Genomic DNA, 13795 nt, shown 5'->3' on the forward strand with positions numbered 1-13795 from the left:
GACCCGGAAACTTCCCTCACCCCCGCCGTCATACGGTGGGACGCAACACCTGCACTCCAAGGAGAGAACCCAAAGTGGCCGAGCTGTTCTACGACGCCGACGCCGACCTGTCCATCATCCAGGGCCGCAAGGTCGCGGTCATCGGCTACGGCAGCCAGGGCCACGCCCACGCGCTGTCGCTCCGTGACTCCGGCGTCGACGTGCGCGTCGGTCTGCACGAGGGCTCCAAGTCCAAGGCGAAGGCCGAGGAGCAGGGCCTGCGCGTGGTGACGCCCTCCGAGGCCGCCGCCGAGGCCGACGTCATCATGATCCTCGTGCCGGACCCGATCCAGGCCCAGGTCTACGAGGAGTCCATCAAGGACAACCTCAAGGACGGCGACGCGCTGTTCTTCGGCCACGGCCTGAACATCCGCTTCGACTTCATCAAGCCCCCGGCCGGCGTCGACGTCTGCATGGTCGCCCCCAAGGGCCCGGGCCACCTCGTCCGTCGCCAGTACGAGGAGGGCCGCGGCGTTCCGTGTATCGCGGCCGTCGAGCAGGACGCGACCGGCAACGGCTTCGCGCTCGCGCTGTCGTACGCGAAGGGCATCGGCGGCACCCGCGCCGGCGTCATCAAGACGACCTTCACCGAGGAGACCGAGACCGACCTGTTCGGTGAGCAGGCTGTTCTCTGCGGTGGTACGGCCGCGCTGGTCAAGGCCGGTTTCGAGACGCTGACCGAGGCTGGTTACCAGCCCGAGATCGCGTACTTCGAGTGCCTGCACGAGCTGAAGCTCATCGTCGACCTCATGTACGAGGGCGGCCTGGAGAAGATGCGCTGGTCGATCTCCGAGACCGCCGAGTGGGGCGACTACGTCACCGGCCCGCGGATCATCACGGACGAGACCAAGGCCACGATGAAGCAGGTCCTCGCCGAGATCCAGGACGGCACCTTCGCCCGTGAGTGGATGGCCGAGTACCACGGTGGCCTGAAGAAGTACAACGAGTACAAGCAGAAGGACGCCGACTCCCTGCTGGAGAGCACCGGCAAGCAGCTCCGCAAGCTGATGAGCTGGGTCGACGAAGAGGCGTAAGTCCTGAGGCCGAGGGGCCGGAGCGAGCGCTCCGGCCCCTTTGTCCAACCCGTCCAGCCTCGGACGGGTGATCCTTCCGCAGAGGCGTAAGACGACTGTCGGAGCGCCACTACACTGCCGTACTAATACGCGTCAGGCCCACAGCGTCGTGCGTCTCCACGCGGCCCCATAGCGACACCGAGGAATGGCAGGCACTCCCCCGCGCCGCCCGGCACGCACTCTCGCCGCACCGGCCGAAGGCCCTAGTAGCTCCGCTACGAGAACCTTCGGCCGGCACACCGAGAGCACGCACCGAACGACGCGGGAGCGCACCCGACATTCCCCGGCGCCGCTGCCTCCACCGCCTGCGGCCGTCGGGACGGCCGTCCGCACGCAATGGACTTGTGAGGACTCACGTGAGCTCGAAACCTGTCGTACTCATCGCTGAAGAGCTGTCGCCCGCGACGGTGGACGCCCTCGGCCCGGACTTCGAGATCCGGCACTGCAACGGCGCCGACCGGGGCGAGCTGCTCCCCGCGATCGCCGACGTGGACGCGATCCTGATCCGCTCGGCCACCAAGGTCGACGCCGAAGCGGTCGCCGCCGCACGGAAGTTGAAGGTCGTCGCACGAGCCGGCGTCGGCCTCGACAACGTCGACGTCTCCGCCGCCACCAAGGCCGGCGTGATGGTCGTCAACGCCCCCACCTCGAACATCGTCACCGCCGCCGAGCTGGCCTGCGGTCTGCTGCTGGCGACCGCACGCCACATCCCGCAGGCCAACGCCGCGCTGAAGAACGGTGAGTGGAAGCGCAGCAAGTACACGGGCGTGGAGCTGGCCGAGAAGACCCTGGGTGTTGTGGGTCTGGGGCGTATCGGTGCCCTCGTGGCGCAGCGCATGTCCGCTTTCGGGATGAAGGTCGTGGCCTACGACCCTTACATTCAGCCCGCGCGGGCGGCCCAGATGGGCGTCAAGATCCTGTCGCTGGACGAGCTGCTCGAAGTCTCCGACTTCATCACCGTGCACCTGCCCAAGACCCCGGAGACGGTCGGTCTGATCGGCGACGAGGCGCTGCGCAAGGTCAAGCCGACCGTGCGCATCGTCAACGCCGCGCGCGGCGGGATCGTCGACGAGGCGGCGCTGTACTCCGCGCTCAAGGAGGGCCGCGTCGCCGGTGCCGGCCTCGACGTGTACGCGAAGGAGCCCTGCACGGACTCCCCGCTGTTCGAGTTCGACCAGGTCGTCTCCACCCCGCACCTCGGCGCCTCCACGGACGAGGCACAGGAGAAGGCCGGCGTCTCCGTCGCCAGGTCGGTACGCCTCGCCCTCGCCGGTGAACTCGTCCCCGACGCGGTCAACGTCCAGGGCGGCGTCATCGCCGAGGACGTCAAGCCGGGCCTGCCCCTCGCCGAGAAGCTCGGCCGCATCTTCACCGCCCTCGCGGGCGAGGTCGCGGTCCGGCTCGACGTCGAGGTCTACGGCGAGATCACCCAGCACGACGTCAAGGTGCTCGAACTCTCCGCGCTCAAGGGCGTGTTCGAGGACGTCGTCGCCGAGACGGTGTCGTACGTCAACGCTCCGCTGTTCGCGCAGGAGCGGGGTGTCGAGGTACGGCTGACGACCAGCTCGGAGTCCGCCGACCACCGCAACGTCGTGACCGTGCGCGGCACGCTCGGCAGCGGCGAGGAGGTCTCGGTGTCCGGGACGCTCGCCGGTCCCAAGAACCTGCAGAAGATCGTCGCGGTCGGGGACTACGACGTCGACCTCGCGCTCGCCGACCACATGGTGGTGCTGCGCTACGAGGACCGGCCGGGTGTCGTCGGCACGGTCGGCCGTGTCTTCGGCGAGGCCGGGATCAACATCGCCGGGATGCAGGTGTCGCGGTCGGTGGCGGGCGGCGAGGCGCTGGCCGTGCTGACCGTTGACGACACGGTGGCTGCGAATGTCCTGGCGGAGGTGGCCGAGGAGATCGGCGCGACGTCCGCCCGCTCGGTGAACCTGGTCTGAGGCTGAGGTGGTGCTGGGGGCTGCGCCCCCAGACCCCCATCGGCCCTGAAGGGGCCTCGTCCTCAAACGCCGGACGGGCTGGAAATAGCAGGCCTGCGTTGAAAGGGCGCCGGACGGGCTGAGTTTGGCCGACCGGGTTGATACGTGAACGCCGGGTGGGTTGAGGAGAGAATCCTCAACCCACCCGGCGTTTCTGTGTAGTTGGGGGTCACACCTCCGCCTTCTGCGGCTCTGCCGCGACCGGCTCGGGTGTCTTCACCTGGATGCCCCGCAGGGTCCGCGCCGCCGCGAACGCCGCCCCCAGCAGCAGCACCGCCCCGGCGATCGCCGCCCCGTGCATGCCGTCGGTGAAGGCCTCCCGGGCGGTCGCGGTCAGGGCGTCTCCCGTGCGCCCCGGTAGCTGCCGGGCGACGGCCAGGGCGCCGCCGAGGGTCTCGTGGGCCGGGGCGGGGGCCGAGGCCGGGATGCCGTGGCGGTAGATCGCCGTACCGATGGAGCCCAGGACGGCCATGCCCAGGGCGCCGCCGAACTCCGCGCCCGTCTCCATCAGGGAGGACGCGACGCCCGCCTTCTCCACCGGGGCGCTGCCCATCGCGAGGTCCATGATCTGGGACATCACCATGACGATCCCGGAGGCGAGGACGCCGGCGGCGGCCAGGACCAGCCAGAGGGAGTCAGTGTCGGCCAGGGTCAGCATGCCGTAGCCGCCGGAGGCGAGGGTGAAGCCGGCCGCGACGACGTGGGCGCGGTCGACTCCCTTCTGGACGAGGGTCGTTGCCAGCGGGGCTGCCACGCCGACCAGGGCCGAGGGGAGCAGTGCCCACAGCGCCGCCTCCATCGAACTCTTGCCGAGCACCGACTGCACGTACTGCGTGGTGAAGAAGGCCGAGCCCATGATCCCGAAGGTGGAGACCAGGTTCATGACGACGGCGGGGCCGAAGCCGCGGGCCCGGAAGAGGGCCGGGTCGATCATCGGGGAGGCGGTGGTGCGCTGGCGGTGGACGAACAGGGACGCGAAGAGCAGGCCGACGGTGATCGAGACCACGTACTGCGCGTGCCAGCCCTCCGAGGTGATCTCCTTGAGGCCGTAGATCACCGGCAGGACGCCGGCCAGGGACAGCGGGACGCTCGGCCAGTCGAAGCGGCCGGGGGCGGGGTTCTTGGACTCGGGGAGCAGGAACGGGCCGATGAGCAGGAGCAGGGCCATCGCGGGAAGGTTGATGAGGAAGACCGAGCCCCACCAGAAGTACTGGACGAGGACGCCGCTGAGTACCGAGCCGAGCGCGACGCCCGCGGTCATCACGCCGGACCACAGACCGATCGCCTTCGCGCGCTGGCCGGGGTCGGTGAACATCGTGCGCAGCAGCGCCATCGTCGAGGGCATCAGGGTCGCGCCGCCGATGCCGAGGACCGCGCGGGCGGCGATCAGGGTCTCGGCGCTGTCCGCGTAGGCCGCGATGAACGAGGCGGTGCCGAAGGCCGCGGCGCCGATCAGGAGGAGCCGGCGGCGGCCGATGCGGTCGCCGATCGAGCCCATCGTCATCAGCAGGCCGGCCAGGACGAAGGCGTAGATGTCGAAGATCCACAGTTGCTGGGTGCCGCTGGGCTCCAGGTCCGCGCTGATCGCCGGGATGGCGAAGTAGAGGACGGAGGCGTCCATCGAGACGAGGAGCAGGGGCAGCATCAGGACGCCGAGGGCGGTCCATTCGCGGTGCCCGGCAAGGGAGTTGGGGGTGCCCGGGGGGTTCGGTGAGTGCTTCGGATTCGTCATGACAGTGAATGTACGCACGTATTAAACGTCTGTCTAGAACGACTGTATAAGTCATCCGTCTGGGACGGCTGTATGGAACTGGCGGTACGGTGGGAGGCATGGGACACCGTGAGGATCTGCTCGAAGGCGCGAAGCGCTGCCTGCTGGAGAAGGGGTTCGCGCGGACCACTGCGCGCGACATCGTCAAGGAGTCGGGGACCAACCTCGCGTCGATCGGCTATCACTACGGCTCGAAGGACGCGTTGCTCGCGCAGGCGTACGTGTCACTGGTGGACGGCATGTCCTTCGAGTGGGGAGACGGGCTCGAAGGGGCGCCGGGCTCGCTGGAGCGGTTCAGGGAGGTGTGGTCGAACATCGTCGCCTCGCTCCGCGAGCCGGGCTCGATGTGGCGGCTCAGCGGGGAGATCATGGCGATGGGCGACCAACTGCCGGAGGTTCGCGACCAGTTGTCGCTCGCGCAGCGCGAGGGTGGCCGAGGGCTGGTGTCGCTGCTCATGGGCGTGCCGGAGGAGGAGGTGTCGGACGAGACCGCCGACACACTCGGCTCGTTCTACATGATCGTGATGTCCGGCCTCATCATGCAGTGGACCTTCGACCCGAAGGCCGCGCCCGACGCGGGGCAGCTCACCGAGGGTCTGCGGCAGGTGCTGGAGGGTGTGCGGAAGGCGGAGTGACCTGCCGGTCCCGTATCGCAGGTGCCACCGCCGCCAGCATCAGCAAGGCCGTCAGCGCGAACGCCCACGGGTAGCCGGTCAGGCCTGCCGCGATGCCGAAGCCCGCCGCGCCTACGCCCATTCCGCCGTCGTAGGCCAGGTTCCACAGGGCGCTGACGGTGCCGTACGAGGCGGCGGAGACGCGGGTGTACATCACGGCCAGCGTGGCGTTCTGGGTGATGCCGAAGCCGGCGCCGAACAGGGCGGTGCCCGCAACTACCGCTACAGGGTTGGCAGTTGGGGCTATGACGAGGACGCCTGTCGCCGACAGGAGCAGGCCGGGGAAGACGAGCCGCGCGCTGCCGTGCCGGTCGCCGTGGCGGCCCGCGAGCCAGCGGGTCAGGGTCGAGGCGGCGGTCTGCATGAACAGCGCCACCGCGACGACTCCGGCCGACGCCGACGGGACGGCCAGCGGCAGGAAGGTGACCACGATGCCGGCGGCGGTGGCGGTGGCCGCGAAGACCACAACTGGCCGCAGCAGGGCGCCTGTTCGCAGCCCGCGTACGACACCGAGCGGTCGCTCGGAACTGTCCGCTCGGTCCGATCGCTCCGCCCGGTCCGGCAGTCCGAGGACGAAGGCGATCGCGGCCAGTGCGGCGAGGCCGCCGCTGACGGCGACCGGCCCGTAGCCCACGCGCCCGGCCAGCCACAGGCCCAGCGGCAGCGCGACCAGGGACGGCACCCCGGACACCACACCCACCAACGCGAGTCCCTCGCCCCGTCGTTCGTCCGGGATCAGCGACGCGGTCAGTGCCCCGCCCGCGACGATCGTCAGCGCGAAACCGAGCCCCCGTACGAAGCACACGGCGACGATCCACACGGCCTGCCCGGAGACGGTCAGTACCAACGCCGGTGCCCCGAGCAGGAACAGCCCGGTGATCAGGGTCAGTCGATACCCGAAGCGCGCGACCAGCCGAGGCGTGCCCAACTCCCCGAGCACCGTCGCCAGCATCAACGAACCCGTCGCGAGGCCGGCCGCGCCTCCGCCGCCGCGCTCTGCCGCATACGCCGGTACGACTGACAGCAGCAGGAAGAAACTGAGACTGGCGCCGACCATGCTGACGAAACGGAGGAGGAGGGGGCGGGTGAGGAGCGGGGGTGGGGGCCGCACGTTCGAAGTGGCCTCGGGGGAGGGGGGTTTGGGGCGCGGCCCGGTCGTCATGGCATCGACAGTAGGGTCCCGGCGTGGCGTCGGTCAGCTCTAATTCCGGGCCACTGGACTGGATTGGTTGGCCTGTGCTGTCAGGGCCGCGCAGGCGGAGTTGGACTTGGGCGGTCGGTCACGTCGGGGTGCCCTCCCACATCACCCATGGGCGTTCGATCAGTTCGGCGTAGCTGGTGTGCCCGGGATGCTCGCGGAGGTGGGTGAAGGCCCAAGTCTGGGGTTGCGGAAGGTGCGGCGGATTGGGACCGTCACAGCAGCTCACCCCGGCTTCTGGCGTTCGCGCGGGCGGTCTCGGCGCGCAGGCGTTGTTCGGGGGTGGGGGGTCGTACGTCCTCGGGGGACACCGTCCATTCCGTCCCGCCGGTGACCCTGCGCAGGGACCACGCGCCGCACCACTCGCCGCGGAACTCCCCGATCCGGCCCTGCGCGTCCACAACGAGCGTGCCGAGAGGCGGAATTGGCGGATTCGGTGAAATCGGCGGAGGGGGCTCGGATCTCACGGGTACGTTCTCGTCGGGCACGGCCGCTCCTCTCCGTAGCGCTTCCACTACTCAGGGGGTTCAGCGTGACGGTCGGCCGGGAAGCATTCAACTTCTCGGACCAGGACGAAAGGTTGGTGAAAGTCCTTTGAACCGAAGGGAATTGGATCCCGACAGCTCACCCCAGGCGGCGTTCGGCGCACGTTTGCGCAGGGCACGGGAGGAACGCGGCTGGACGCAGGAGAAGTTGGCCGAGGAGATGGGGTACTCCAGTACGCACATCTCGTCGGTCGAAGTCGGGCGCAAACTTCCTACCTTGCGTCTCGCGCGGAGTGCCGACGCGGCGTTGGGCACCGGTGACATCTTCGAACGCGCCTGGCGCAAGGTGCGGCATGCCGGACTCCTCGAAGGGTTCCCGCAGTTCATCGACCACGAGGCGCAGGCGGCGGAGATCCGGCTGTACGAGGTCGGTGTCGTCCCCGGTCTGCTCCAGACGCCGGACTACGCGGCCGTCCTCGCGCAGGGCGTCGTCAGGCGCGGAGCCATCACGGAAGATCAGGCCGAGGAACGTGTCACGCTCGTCGCGGAACGGCAGGCCACGCTGGTGAGGACCCCTGCACCGTTGGTATTCGTCGTGTTGGACGAGAGCTGTCTGCGTCGCCCTGTCGGTGAACCCGCCGTCATGAACGGCCAGTTGGACCGGTTGCTTGAGTTCGCCGAGCTGCCGAACACCGTGCTCCAGGTCGCCCCGTTCGCGATGGGCGAGCGACGGCCGTTCACTCTGCCGGTGTCGCTGCTGACGCTGCCGGACCGCTCGCTGGTGTCCTACGCGGAGTCCGCCCACCGGGGCCATCTCGAACGGGAAAGCGCGTTCGTACTGCCGATCCTCACGTCCTACCATCAACTACAGGCCCAGGCCTGCTCGCAGGCTGAATCCGTGGCCATGATCAGCCAGTTACGAAAGGGCACCCCGTGACGACCGAAACCCCACAGTGGTTCACCTCCTCCTACAGCGAGAACGGCGGTCAGTGCATCGAGGTCGCCACGAACCTCGTCGCCTCGCGTGGTGTGGTCCCCGTCCGCGACTCAAAGAACCCTGGCGGTCCGGTTCTCGACCTCCCTGCCGGGGCCTTCTCCTCCTTCGTGACGAGCCTGAAGGCCGCCGACGCCCGCCGGTGAGGACCCTCTTCGTGGAAGTGTGACACTTTGCCGGAAAGTGTCACACTTCTGCACCCTACCTACCCACCCGGAGGGCGATGTCAGTGCCGCCTGCCATAGTGCGGCCGTGGACGACGAGACCTTCTGGAACCTGATCGAGAGCTGCCGACGGCGGACGCCCGACCCTGACGAGCGAGTGGTGTGGCTGTCCGGGCACTTGGCGCGCTGTGCCGAGCCGGAGATCGTGGAGTTCCAGATATGCCTGGGCCGGGTGCTGAACCCCACGTTCACCTGGGAGTTGTGGGCCGCGGCGGATCGGATCATGGGCTGGTGCTCCGACGACAGCTTCTTCTACTTCCAACTCTGGCTGGTCGGGTTGGGGCGGGACGCGTTCGAGCGGGTGGCCCGTGATCCGGACGCGCTGGCCGAACTTCCGGAGGTCGTACGGCTGGTGGGGCGGGAGCCGGAGGCCTGGGACGAGGAGGAGTGGCTCGTGTGGGAGGAGTTGGACTACGCGGCGCTCCGGGCCTTCACGCAGGTGACGGGTAGGAGCGAGCACGACTTCTACGGTGTCGTCGACGCTCAACGGGGCGATGACTACGGGTCGTTGGACCCGGCCGGTGAACGTTGGGACGCGAGTGACGATGCGGAGGCGGAGCGGCGGCTGCCCCGGCTCAGCGGGATGTTCCCCGTGGCGTAGGAACGACACCGGGACGGCCGTAGGAGACGTGACGCCCGCACCTCCACCCGCCTCTACGGCACGTCCGCTTGCGACGGCGCGCACGCCCCCTCATCCGCCGGGGGCGTACCCCGTCACCCGCACGGGCGGCATCAACGCCGTTCGCCCGTATGGCCGCTGCGGGTGGTTCCGGGCCTCCTCCATGATCGCCGTGCAAGCAGGCACCGCACGCAGCGAGGAGCAGGCAGTGAACGTACGGAAGAAGATCAGCATGCTGGCCATGGCGGGCGCGCTGGCGCTGGGGATGGCTTCGGCGCAGTCGCCGGCGAGCGCGACCTCGGGTGCCACCACGGTGAAGTCCGTGAGGGCCGAGTGCGGTGTGCGTTCCGATGCCCGGCTGTACTGCGGTAACAAGGCCGGGGCGAAGGGGTACGCGGACCGGTCCTATCGTTCCGCGAACCGGGGGCAGTTGAACGGGACCTTCAGTTTGTTCCAGTGCTGGGGTCACGGCGACCCGCACCCGGGCGGCAACGACATCTGGTACTGGACCCAGCTCGACAACGGCGCCTGGGGCAACGTCCCCGCGGTCGACGTCTCGACCGGGCAGGACCCGGCGCCCGGTCTACGGCAGTGCTGAAGTCCCTTACCGACAAGCTGTTTCCGGGGCACCGATGACGTGATGGATCGCGGACGCGGCGTCGACGGTGATGTGTGTGGGGCGGAATGCCGTCTCGGTCCATGTGCGGCCGTTCGACACCCACACACTGCACGCGTCCACGCCCACCGCGCCCCCGATGTCGGCGGGTGCCGAGTCGCCGATGAGCCACGACGAGTGAAGGGGCTGCCCGGCCTTGGCCGCAGCTGCGTGGAAGATCTCCGGGGCGGGCTTCTTGTGGCCGACCGACTCGGAGATCACCCAGCCGTGGACGAGCTTGTCCAGTCCGGTGTTCCGGATCTTCAACTCCTGTTGTGAGACACGGCCGTTGGTGACGATCACGCATGTCCAGCCCGCCGCGACGGCCTTCGTGAGGGCGTCGCGGGTGGGCTCGTCCAGGGTGACGTGGTCGGCGGCGCCCCGGTCGAGGAAGGTGTGGATCGCGTCGGCGGGGACGGTCCCGTCGTAGCGCTCGGTCATGGTCCTCGCGAGGGCCTGCCTCGGGGTGTAGCCGCTGGCGTCTGCCGCCATCAGCCAGGTGAGGTCGTCCGGCGGTAGGCCGTGTGCGGACAGGAACTCCCGCACCGCCTTCCCGAACGCGGCGTCACGGTCGACCAGGGTGTTGTCCAGGTCCAGCATCAGCAGCGGCATGCCGGACAGTGGATCATCATCTGCCCGGCGATGCCTGCGACTTGGGCCCCCTGTGGCAGCCCCCTAGGACATCACCGAGTTCCAGTACCGGAACCACTCGTGCATCGACGGGCGATCCGACGGCTGGTCCGACAGGGCGCGGCGCAGGAGGTGGAGGCCGGTCTGGTTCAGGGTGCCCTGGAGGTCCGTGGGGTCGCGGCTGACGCTGCCCATCTCTCGGCCGACCAGGGTACGCAGGACGTAGAGACCGTATTTGTAGCGGTCGGAGGCCTTGCTCTGGACCGAGCCGGCCTCCGGCTGTGCCCAGTCGGCGACGTGGAGTTGGGGGAGTGGGGAGACGCTGCCGGTCGCGCGGACGGCGTCGCAGTCCACGACTACCAGGCCGCAACCGCCCCCAGGATCCGACCAGTAGAGGACATTGCGCTGGTTGAGGTCGCCGTAGACGACGCCGATGCCGTGCAACAGGCCCAGGACGACGGCCAGTTCGCGGCAGAGCGCGCCGCGCTGGCCGAGCCTGGCCGGGACGATGCCGGCGTCCTTGTTGTCCTCCGGCGGGGCCATCAGATGCTGGACATCGCGCGGGCGGCGCACGATCTCGCCGTTGGAACGCTGGAAGGAGTGGAAGTAGCGGTCGGGGATGCGGCGCATCACGATGCCGCAGGCTCTGGAACCGTCCTGGACCAGGCGGACGGGCCACATGGTCCGTTCGTCGAGGATCTGCCGTTGTTTCGGCGTGAGGCGTTCGCGCAGGGCGACGATGGCCAGCATGGGTTCGGCGAAGCCGTCCGGCAGGGACTGGTGGTACTCCTTGTAGACCAACGGGCCGGGGCAGTCCGGGAGTTCGAGGTCCGGGACGGCGTACACCAGGGCCTGGCCGCCCCGGTCGAGCGGCTCCATGGTGCCGATCTTGTCCCTGGTCAGGACCAGGTGGTCACGGCTGGAGAACATCATGAGGACCAGATCCCCACGACGGTACGGTCGTCCGTGAAGGTGGAGCGCTGGTAGTCCACCTGCGCGGCGAACGCGTGCGGCTCCGGCGGCCGTCGCCACGCGGAGTGCAGGGCGGCGCCCACCTCGCCGCTGCCGTCGCCCAGGGCGTCGCCGACCCCGTCCGTCATCAGTACGACCGCCTCGTCCGCCGCCAGCGTGAACATCGCCCGGTGCCAGGACTCCCGGCCCAGCAGCGGCAGCGCGGCCGTGGCGCCGGTGACGACCTTCTTGCCGCCGTCCGCCTTGAGTTCGGTGAGCGGCAGCCAGCCCTTTGCGTCGCTCAGCGTCCAGGCGGTGACATCGCCCACCCACAACAGCAGTGCCTCCCGGCCGACTTCGGTTCCGGCGCCGACCGGTACCACCGCGTACACCACGGCCGCCGAGGCCAGCTGCGCCACCGCGCCCAGCGCCAGCACACCGGTCTCCCCGGTCTCCCGGGCCAGCGAGTGATGGACCGCGCGGACCACCGCTTTGGCGCTGTCGCGCAGCACGGACTCGCAGTCCAGCTCCTCGGGCGCGACGCCCGCCCGGAGTTGGGTCGCCAGGGCATGGCAGCCGGTCTCGGCCGCCGCCTCCGCCGCGAGATGCGACAACGCGCCCTGGGACACCCCGTCGGCGACCGCCGCGACGAGCCAGTCGTCGGTGCCGTAGAGGCAGTAGTCGTCCTGCCGTGGTGTGCCGCCGTGTCGGTGGCCGTCGCCGCGTGTGCTGGCGGCCCGTACGGTCAGCGTGCCGTGCCGCGCCCCGTCGAACACGGTGTCCGGCTTGCGCCAGCCGGGGCAGACGGGCACCGGGAAGTTCCCGTACTCGGCGTGCGGCTCGGCCGGGAGGGCGAGCCGGGGCAGCACCTCCTCGTGCGAGCCGGGGTCGCCGATCCGGAAGGTGCAGGGGGTGAGGTCTTCGGGGGCGGTATCGCCGATGTCGCCGACGTCATCGATACCGTCCACGCCTTCCACGCCGTCGATGCTCTTCGCGGTCATCCGGTGTCTCCTCAGTCCTTCCAGGGGATGTCCTCGTCCATGGGGACGGGGATCACCGCCTCGGTCTGGAAGTCGCGGTCGAGGACGAAGCCGTCGGCGCCCTCTTCGGTGCCCTTGGCCGAGGCCAGGACGCTCTGGATCAGCACCTGGGTGGTCTCCTTGATGGCGTCCGCGGCGGTGTGCCCCTCCGCCACCGTGTAGGCGTGGAACCGGTCCTTGGGGTGGACCAGTTCGGCCAGCGTCGTCGGATTGGTCTCGCCGACCCCGAACGGGACGACGTTCGGCCGGTTCGGGCCGGTCACCAGCGTGTCGAACTCCCGGTGCCACACGTCGTCGGCGTCGGTCGGCTCCCCGTCGGTGATGAAGAAGATCGCCGGCCGGTGGAACGAGAAGTCGTCGGCCCGCAGTTGCTCGGTGTCCGTCTCGATCAGCTCGCGTACGAGGCGGAAGGCGGCCGCGTACGAGGTCGCCCCGTCGGCGGTCAGCAACGGCGGCTTCTGCACATCGCGCAGATCGCTGAGCGGCACCCGCAGATCGGCCCGGGACGAGAACTCGACCAGGCTGAAGCGGATCTTGTCACGCAGGGTGGGGTTCTCCCGCAGCAGGTCGCACAGGGTCGGAATGATGTTGCCGACGGCGTCGATCGGCTCGCCGGACATGGACAGAGAGGTGTCGACGACCACGTAGAACGGCAGCAGAATGGCCTTCGCGGGCATGGTGTCTCCCGGGGTTCAGGGTTGATGGACTGGGGTGCCGAACTGTGCGAGCAGGGCCGTGAAGACCGTCGCCTGCACGTACGGCGGCCTGCCGGGTACGACGTAGCCGGGGATGACGGCGTACTGGACCAGGGACTGGCTGGACGCGGTCTGCCACAACTGGTGCTTCTCGGGCGAGTAGACGCTGTTGGGCAGCACCTCGAAGTCCCAGCGGAAGGCGGTTCCCGTCTCCGCGATCGCGGCGCGCAGGGCGTTCACCTTCGCGCACAGGGGTTCCGCGAGCGGTACGACCTGCTTCTCGACCTCAGGACCGGCGCTCTCGACGAACTTCTTGAACACAGTGCGCACTTCGCTGTTCATGGCCGGCAGAGCGCCGAACAGCACCCGGCACAGCCGTCGGGTGAGGGTCATGCGCCGCCACTGCGTGTCGATCTCCTGGGCGCTCGGGCAGCAGGCCTCCACCTGCATACAGGTGGGCAGCACTTCGAGCTGCACCAGATTCTTGAAGTCGGCGGCCAGGGCGTGGTGCCGTTCCTCGGCCGCGCCGCTCAGCTCCTCCCGGAGCTGGTTGTGGAGTTGCAGCAACTGATTGAGCCGCGCGTCCTGTTCGCGCAGCTCGGCGCGCAACTGGCCGATGTTCTCCTGCCGTTGCTGCGAGAGTTGACGCAACTGGTCCGCGTACACGCCGAATCTGTGGCCTATGTCCCCGAGGTACTGGGCCATCGCACCCGCGACATCCTGCGGCTGCTCCCCGTCGGGACGTGTCTGATACATCGTCAT

General features: G+C 69.2%; 15 protein-coding genes. 7 read left to right on the forward strand and 8 right to left on the reverse strand.

The genetic code is table 11. From position 1 onward, the window contains the following. Positions 1 to 74 precede the first annotated feature (74 nt). Together ilvC and serA are read left to right on the forward strand one after the other, a co-directional pair. On the forward strand, positions 75 to 1073 hold the full coding sequence (gene ilvC, locus OG588_RS35245; RefSeq protein WP_019058578.1) for a ketol-acid reductoisomerase: 999 nt from the start codon (positions 75 to 77) through the stop codon (positions 1071 to 1073). Positions 1074 to 1468: 395 nt separating this feature from the next. After that, positions 1469 to 3058, forward strand: coding sequence for a phosphoglycerate dehydrogenase (serA, locus tag OG588_RS35250; RefSeq protein WP_266862638.1), 1590 nt, complete (start codon positions 1469 to 1471; stop codon positions 3056 to 3058). 208 nt (positions 3059 to 3266) lie between these two features. Here the strand turns inward: serA and OG588_RS35255 are convergent, their stop codons facing one another. Beyond that, positions 3267 to 4829, reverse strand: a complete 1563-nt coding sequence (locus OG588_RS35255) for an MFS transporter (RefSeq protein WP_405950770.1) — start codon at positions 4827 to 4829, stop codon at positions 3267 to 3269. Positions 4830 to 4927: 98 nt separating this feature from the next. Here OG588_RS35255 and OG588_RS35260 point away from each other — a divergent pair, with 98 nt between their 5' ends. Then, complete coding sequence (locus OG588_RS35260; protein ID WP_405950771.1) at positions 4928 to 5503, forward strand: TetR/AcrR family transcriptional regulator; 576 nt, start codon at positions 4928 to 4930, stop codon at positions 5501 to 5503. On the opposite strand, the gene OG588_RS35265 is transcribed toward OG588_RS35260, so the two are convergent. Continuing rightward, positions 5454 to 6704, reverse strand: coding sequence for an MFS transporter (locus OG588_RS35265; protein WP_405950772.1), 1251 nt, complete (start codon positions 6702 to 6704; stop codon positions 5454 to 5456). The two genes, OG588_RS35260 and OG588_RS35265, sit on opposite strands and share 50 nt — an antisense overlap. Before the next feature lie 251 nt (positions 6705 to 6955). After that, positions 6956 to 7141 carry a hypothetical protein gene (locus OG588_RS35270; protein WP_019058584.1) on the reverse strand — a complete coding sequence of 62 codons (186 nt, stop codon included), beginning with the start codon at positions 7139 to 7141 and terminating at the stop codon, positions 6956 to 6958. A gap of 193 nt (positions 7142 to 7334) precedes the next feature. Between OG588_RS35270 and OG588_RS35275 the strand changes: the two genes are divergently transcribed. The 4 genes from OG588_RS35275 to OG588_RS35290 all read left to right on the forward strand — a co-directional run bounded on the left by OG588_RS35275 (position 7335) and on the right by OG588_RS35290 (position 9660). Beyond that, positions 7335 to 8162 carry a Scr1 family TA system antitoxin-like transcriptional regulator gene (locus tag OG588_RS35275; protein ID WP_405950773.1) on the forward strand — a complete coding sequence of 276 codons (828 nt, stop codon included), beginning with the start codon at positions 7335 to 7337 and terminating at the stop codon, positions 8160 to 8162. Next, entirely contained in the window at positions 8159 to 8365 is a 207-nt protein-coding gene (locus OG588_RS35280; protein ID WP_405950774.1) for a DUF397 domain-containing protein, read from the forward strand. Before OG588_RS35275 ends, OG588_RS35280 begins: the two co-directional genes overlap by 4 nt. 106 nt (positions 8366 to 8471) lie before the next feature. Further along, on the forward strand, positions 8472 to 9044 hold the full coding sequence (locus OG588_RS35285; RefSeq protein WP_405950775.1) for a DUF4240 domain-containing protein: 573 nt from the start codon (positions 8472 to 8474) through the stop codon (positions 9042 to 9044). Between the two features lie 226 nt (positions 9045 to 9270). Then, positions 9271 to 9660 carry a hypothetical protein gene (locus OG588_RS35290; protein ID WP_405950776.1) on the forward strand — a complete coding sequence of 130 codons (390 nt, stop codon included), beginning with the start codon at positions 9271 to 9273 and terminating at the stop codon, positions 9658 to 9660. 6 nt (positions 9661 to 9666) lie between these two features. Here OG588_RS35290 and OG588_RS35295 read toward each other — a convergent pair whose 3' ends face one another. The 5 genes from OG588_RS35295 to OG588_RS35315 form a co-directional block, all read right to left on the reverse strand. Then, positions 9667 to 10329 (reverse strand): HAD family hydrolase, encoded by a 663-nt coding sequence (locus tag OG588_RS35295; RefSeq protein ID WP_405950777.1) that lies wholly within the window; start codon positions 10327 to 10329, stop codon positions 9667 to 9669. A gap of 63 nt (positions 10330 to 10392) precedes the next feature. Then, positions 10393 to 11280: a hypothetical protein gene (locus OG588_RS35300; protein WP_405950778.1), complete on the reverse strand. Its 888-nt coding sequence runs from the start codon at positions 11278 to 11280 to the stop codon at positions 10393 to 10395. Continuing rightward, entirely contained in the window at positions 11277 to 12299 is a 1023-nt protein-coding gene (locus tag OG588_RS35305) for a protein phosphatase 2C domain-containing protein (protein WP_405950779.1), read from the reverse strand. Before OG588_RS35305 ends, OG588_RS35300 begins: the two co-directional genes overlap by 4 nt. 11 nt (positions 12300 to 12310) lie before the next feature. Further along, positions 12311 to 13015: a vWA domain-containing protein gene (locus OG588_RS35310; RefSeq protein ID WP_405950780.1), complete on the reverse strand. Its 705-nt coding sequence runs from the start codon at positions 13013 to 13015 to the stop codon at positions 12311 to 12313. Positions 13016 to 13030: 15 nt separating this feature from the next. Then, on the reverse strand, positions 13031 to 13795 hold the full coding sequence (locus OG588_RS35315) for a hypothetical protein (RefSeq protein ID WP_405950781.1): 765 nt from the start codon (positions 13793 to 13795) through the stop codon (positions 13031 to 13033).

It is taken from the genome of Streptomyces prunicolor (assembly GCF_045162825.1).
GTDB classification, from domain to species: domain Bacteria; phylum Actinomycetota; class Actinomycetes; order Streptomycetales; family Streptomycetaceae; genus Streptomyces; species Streptomyces prunicolor.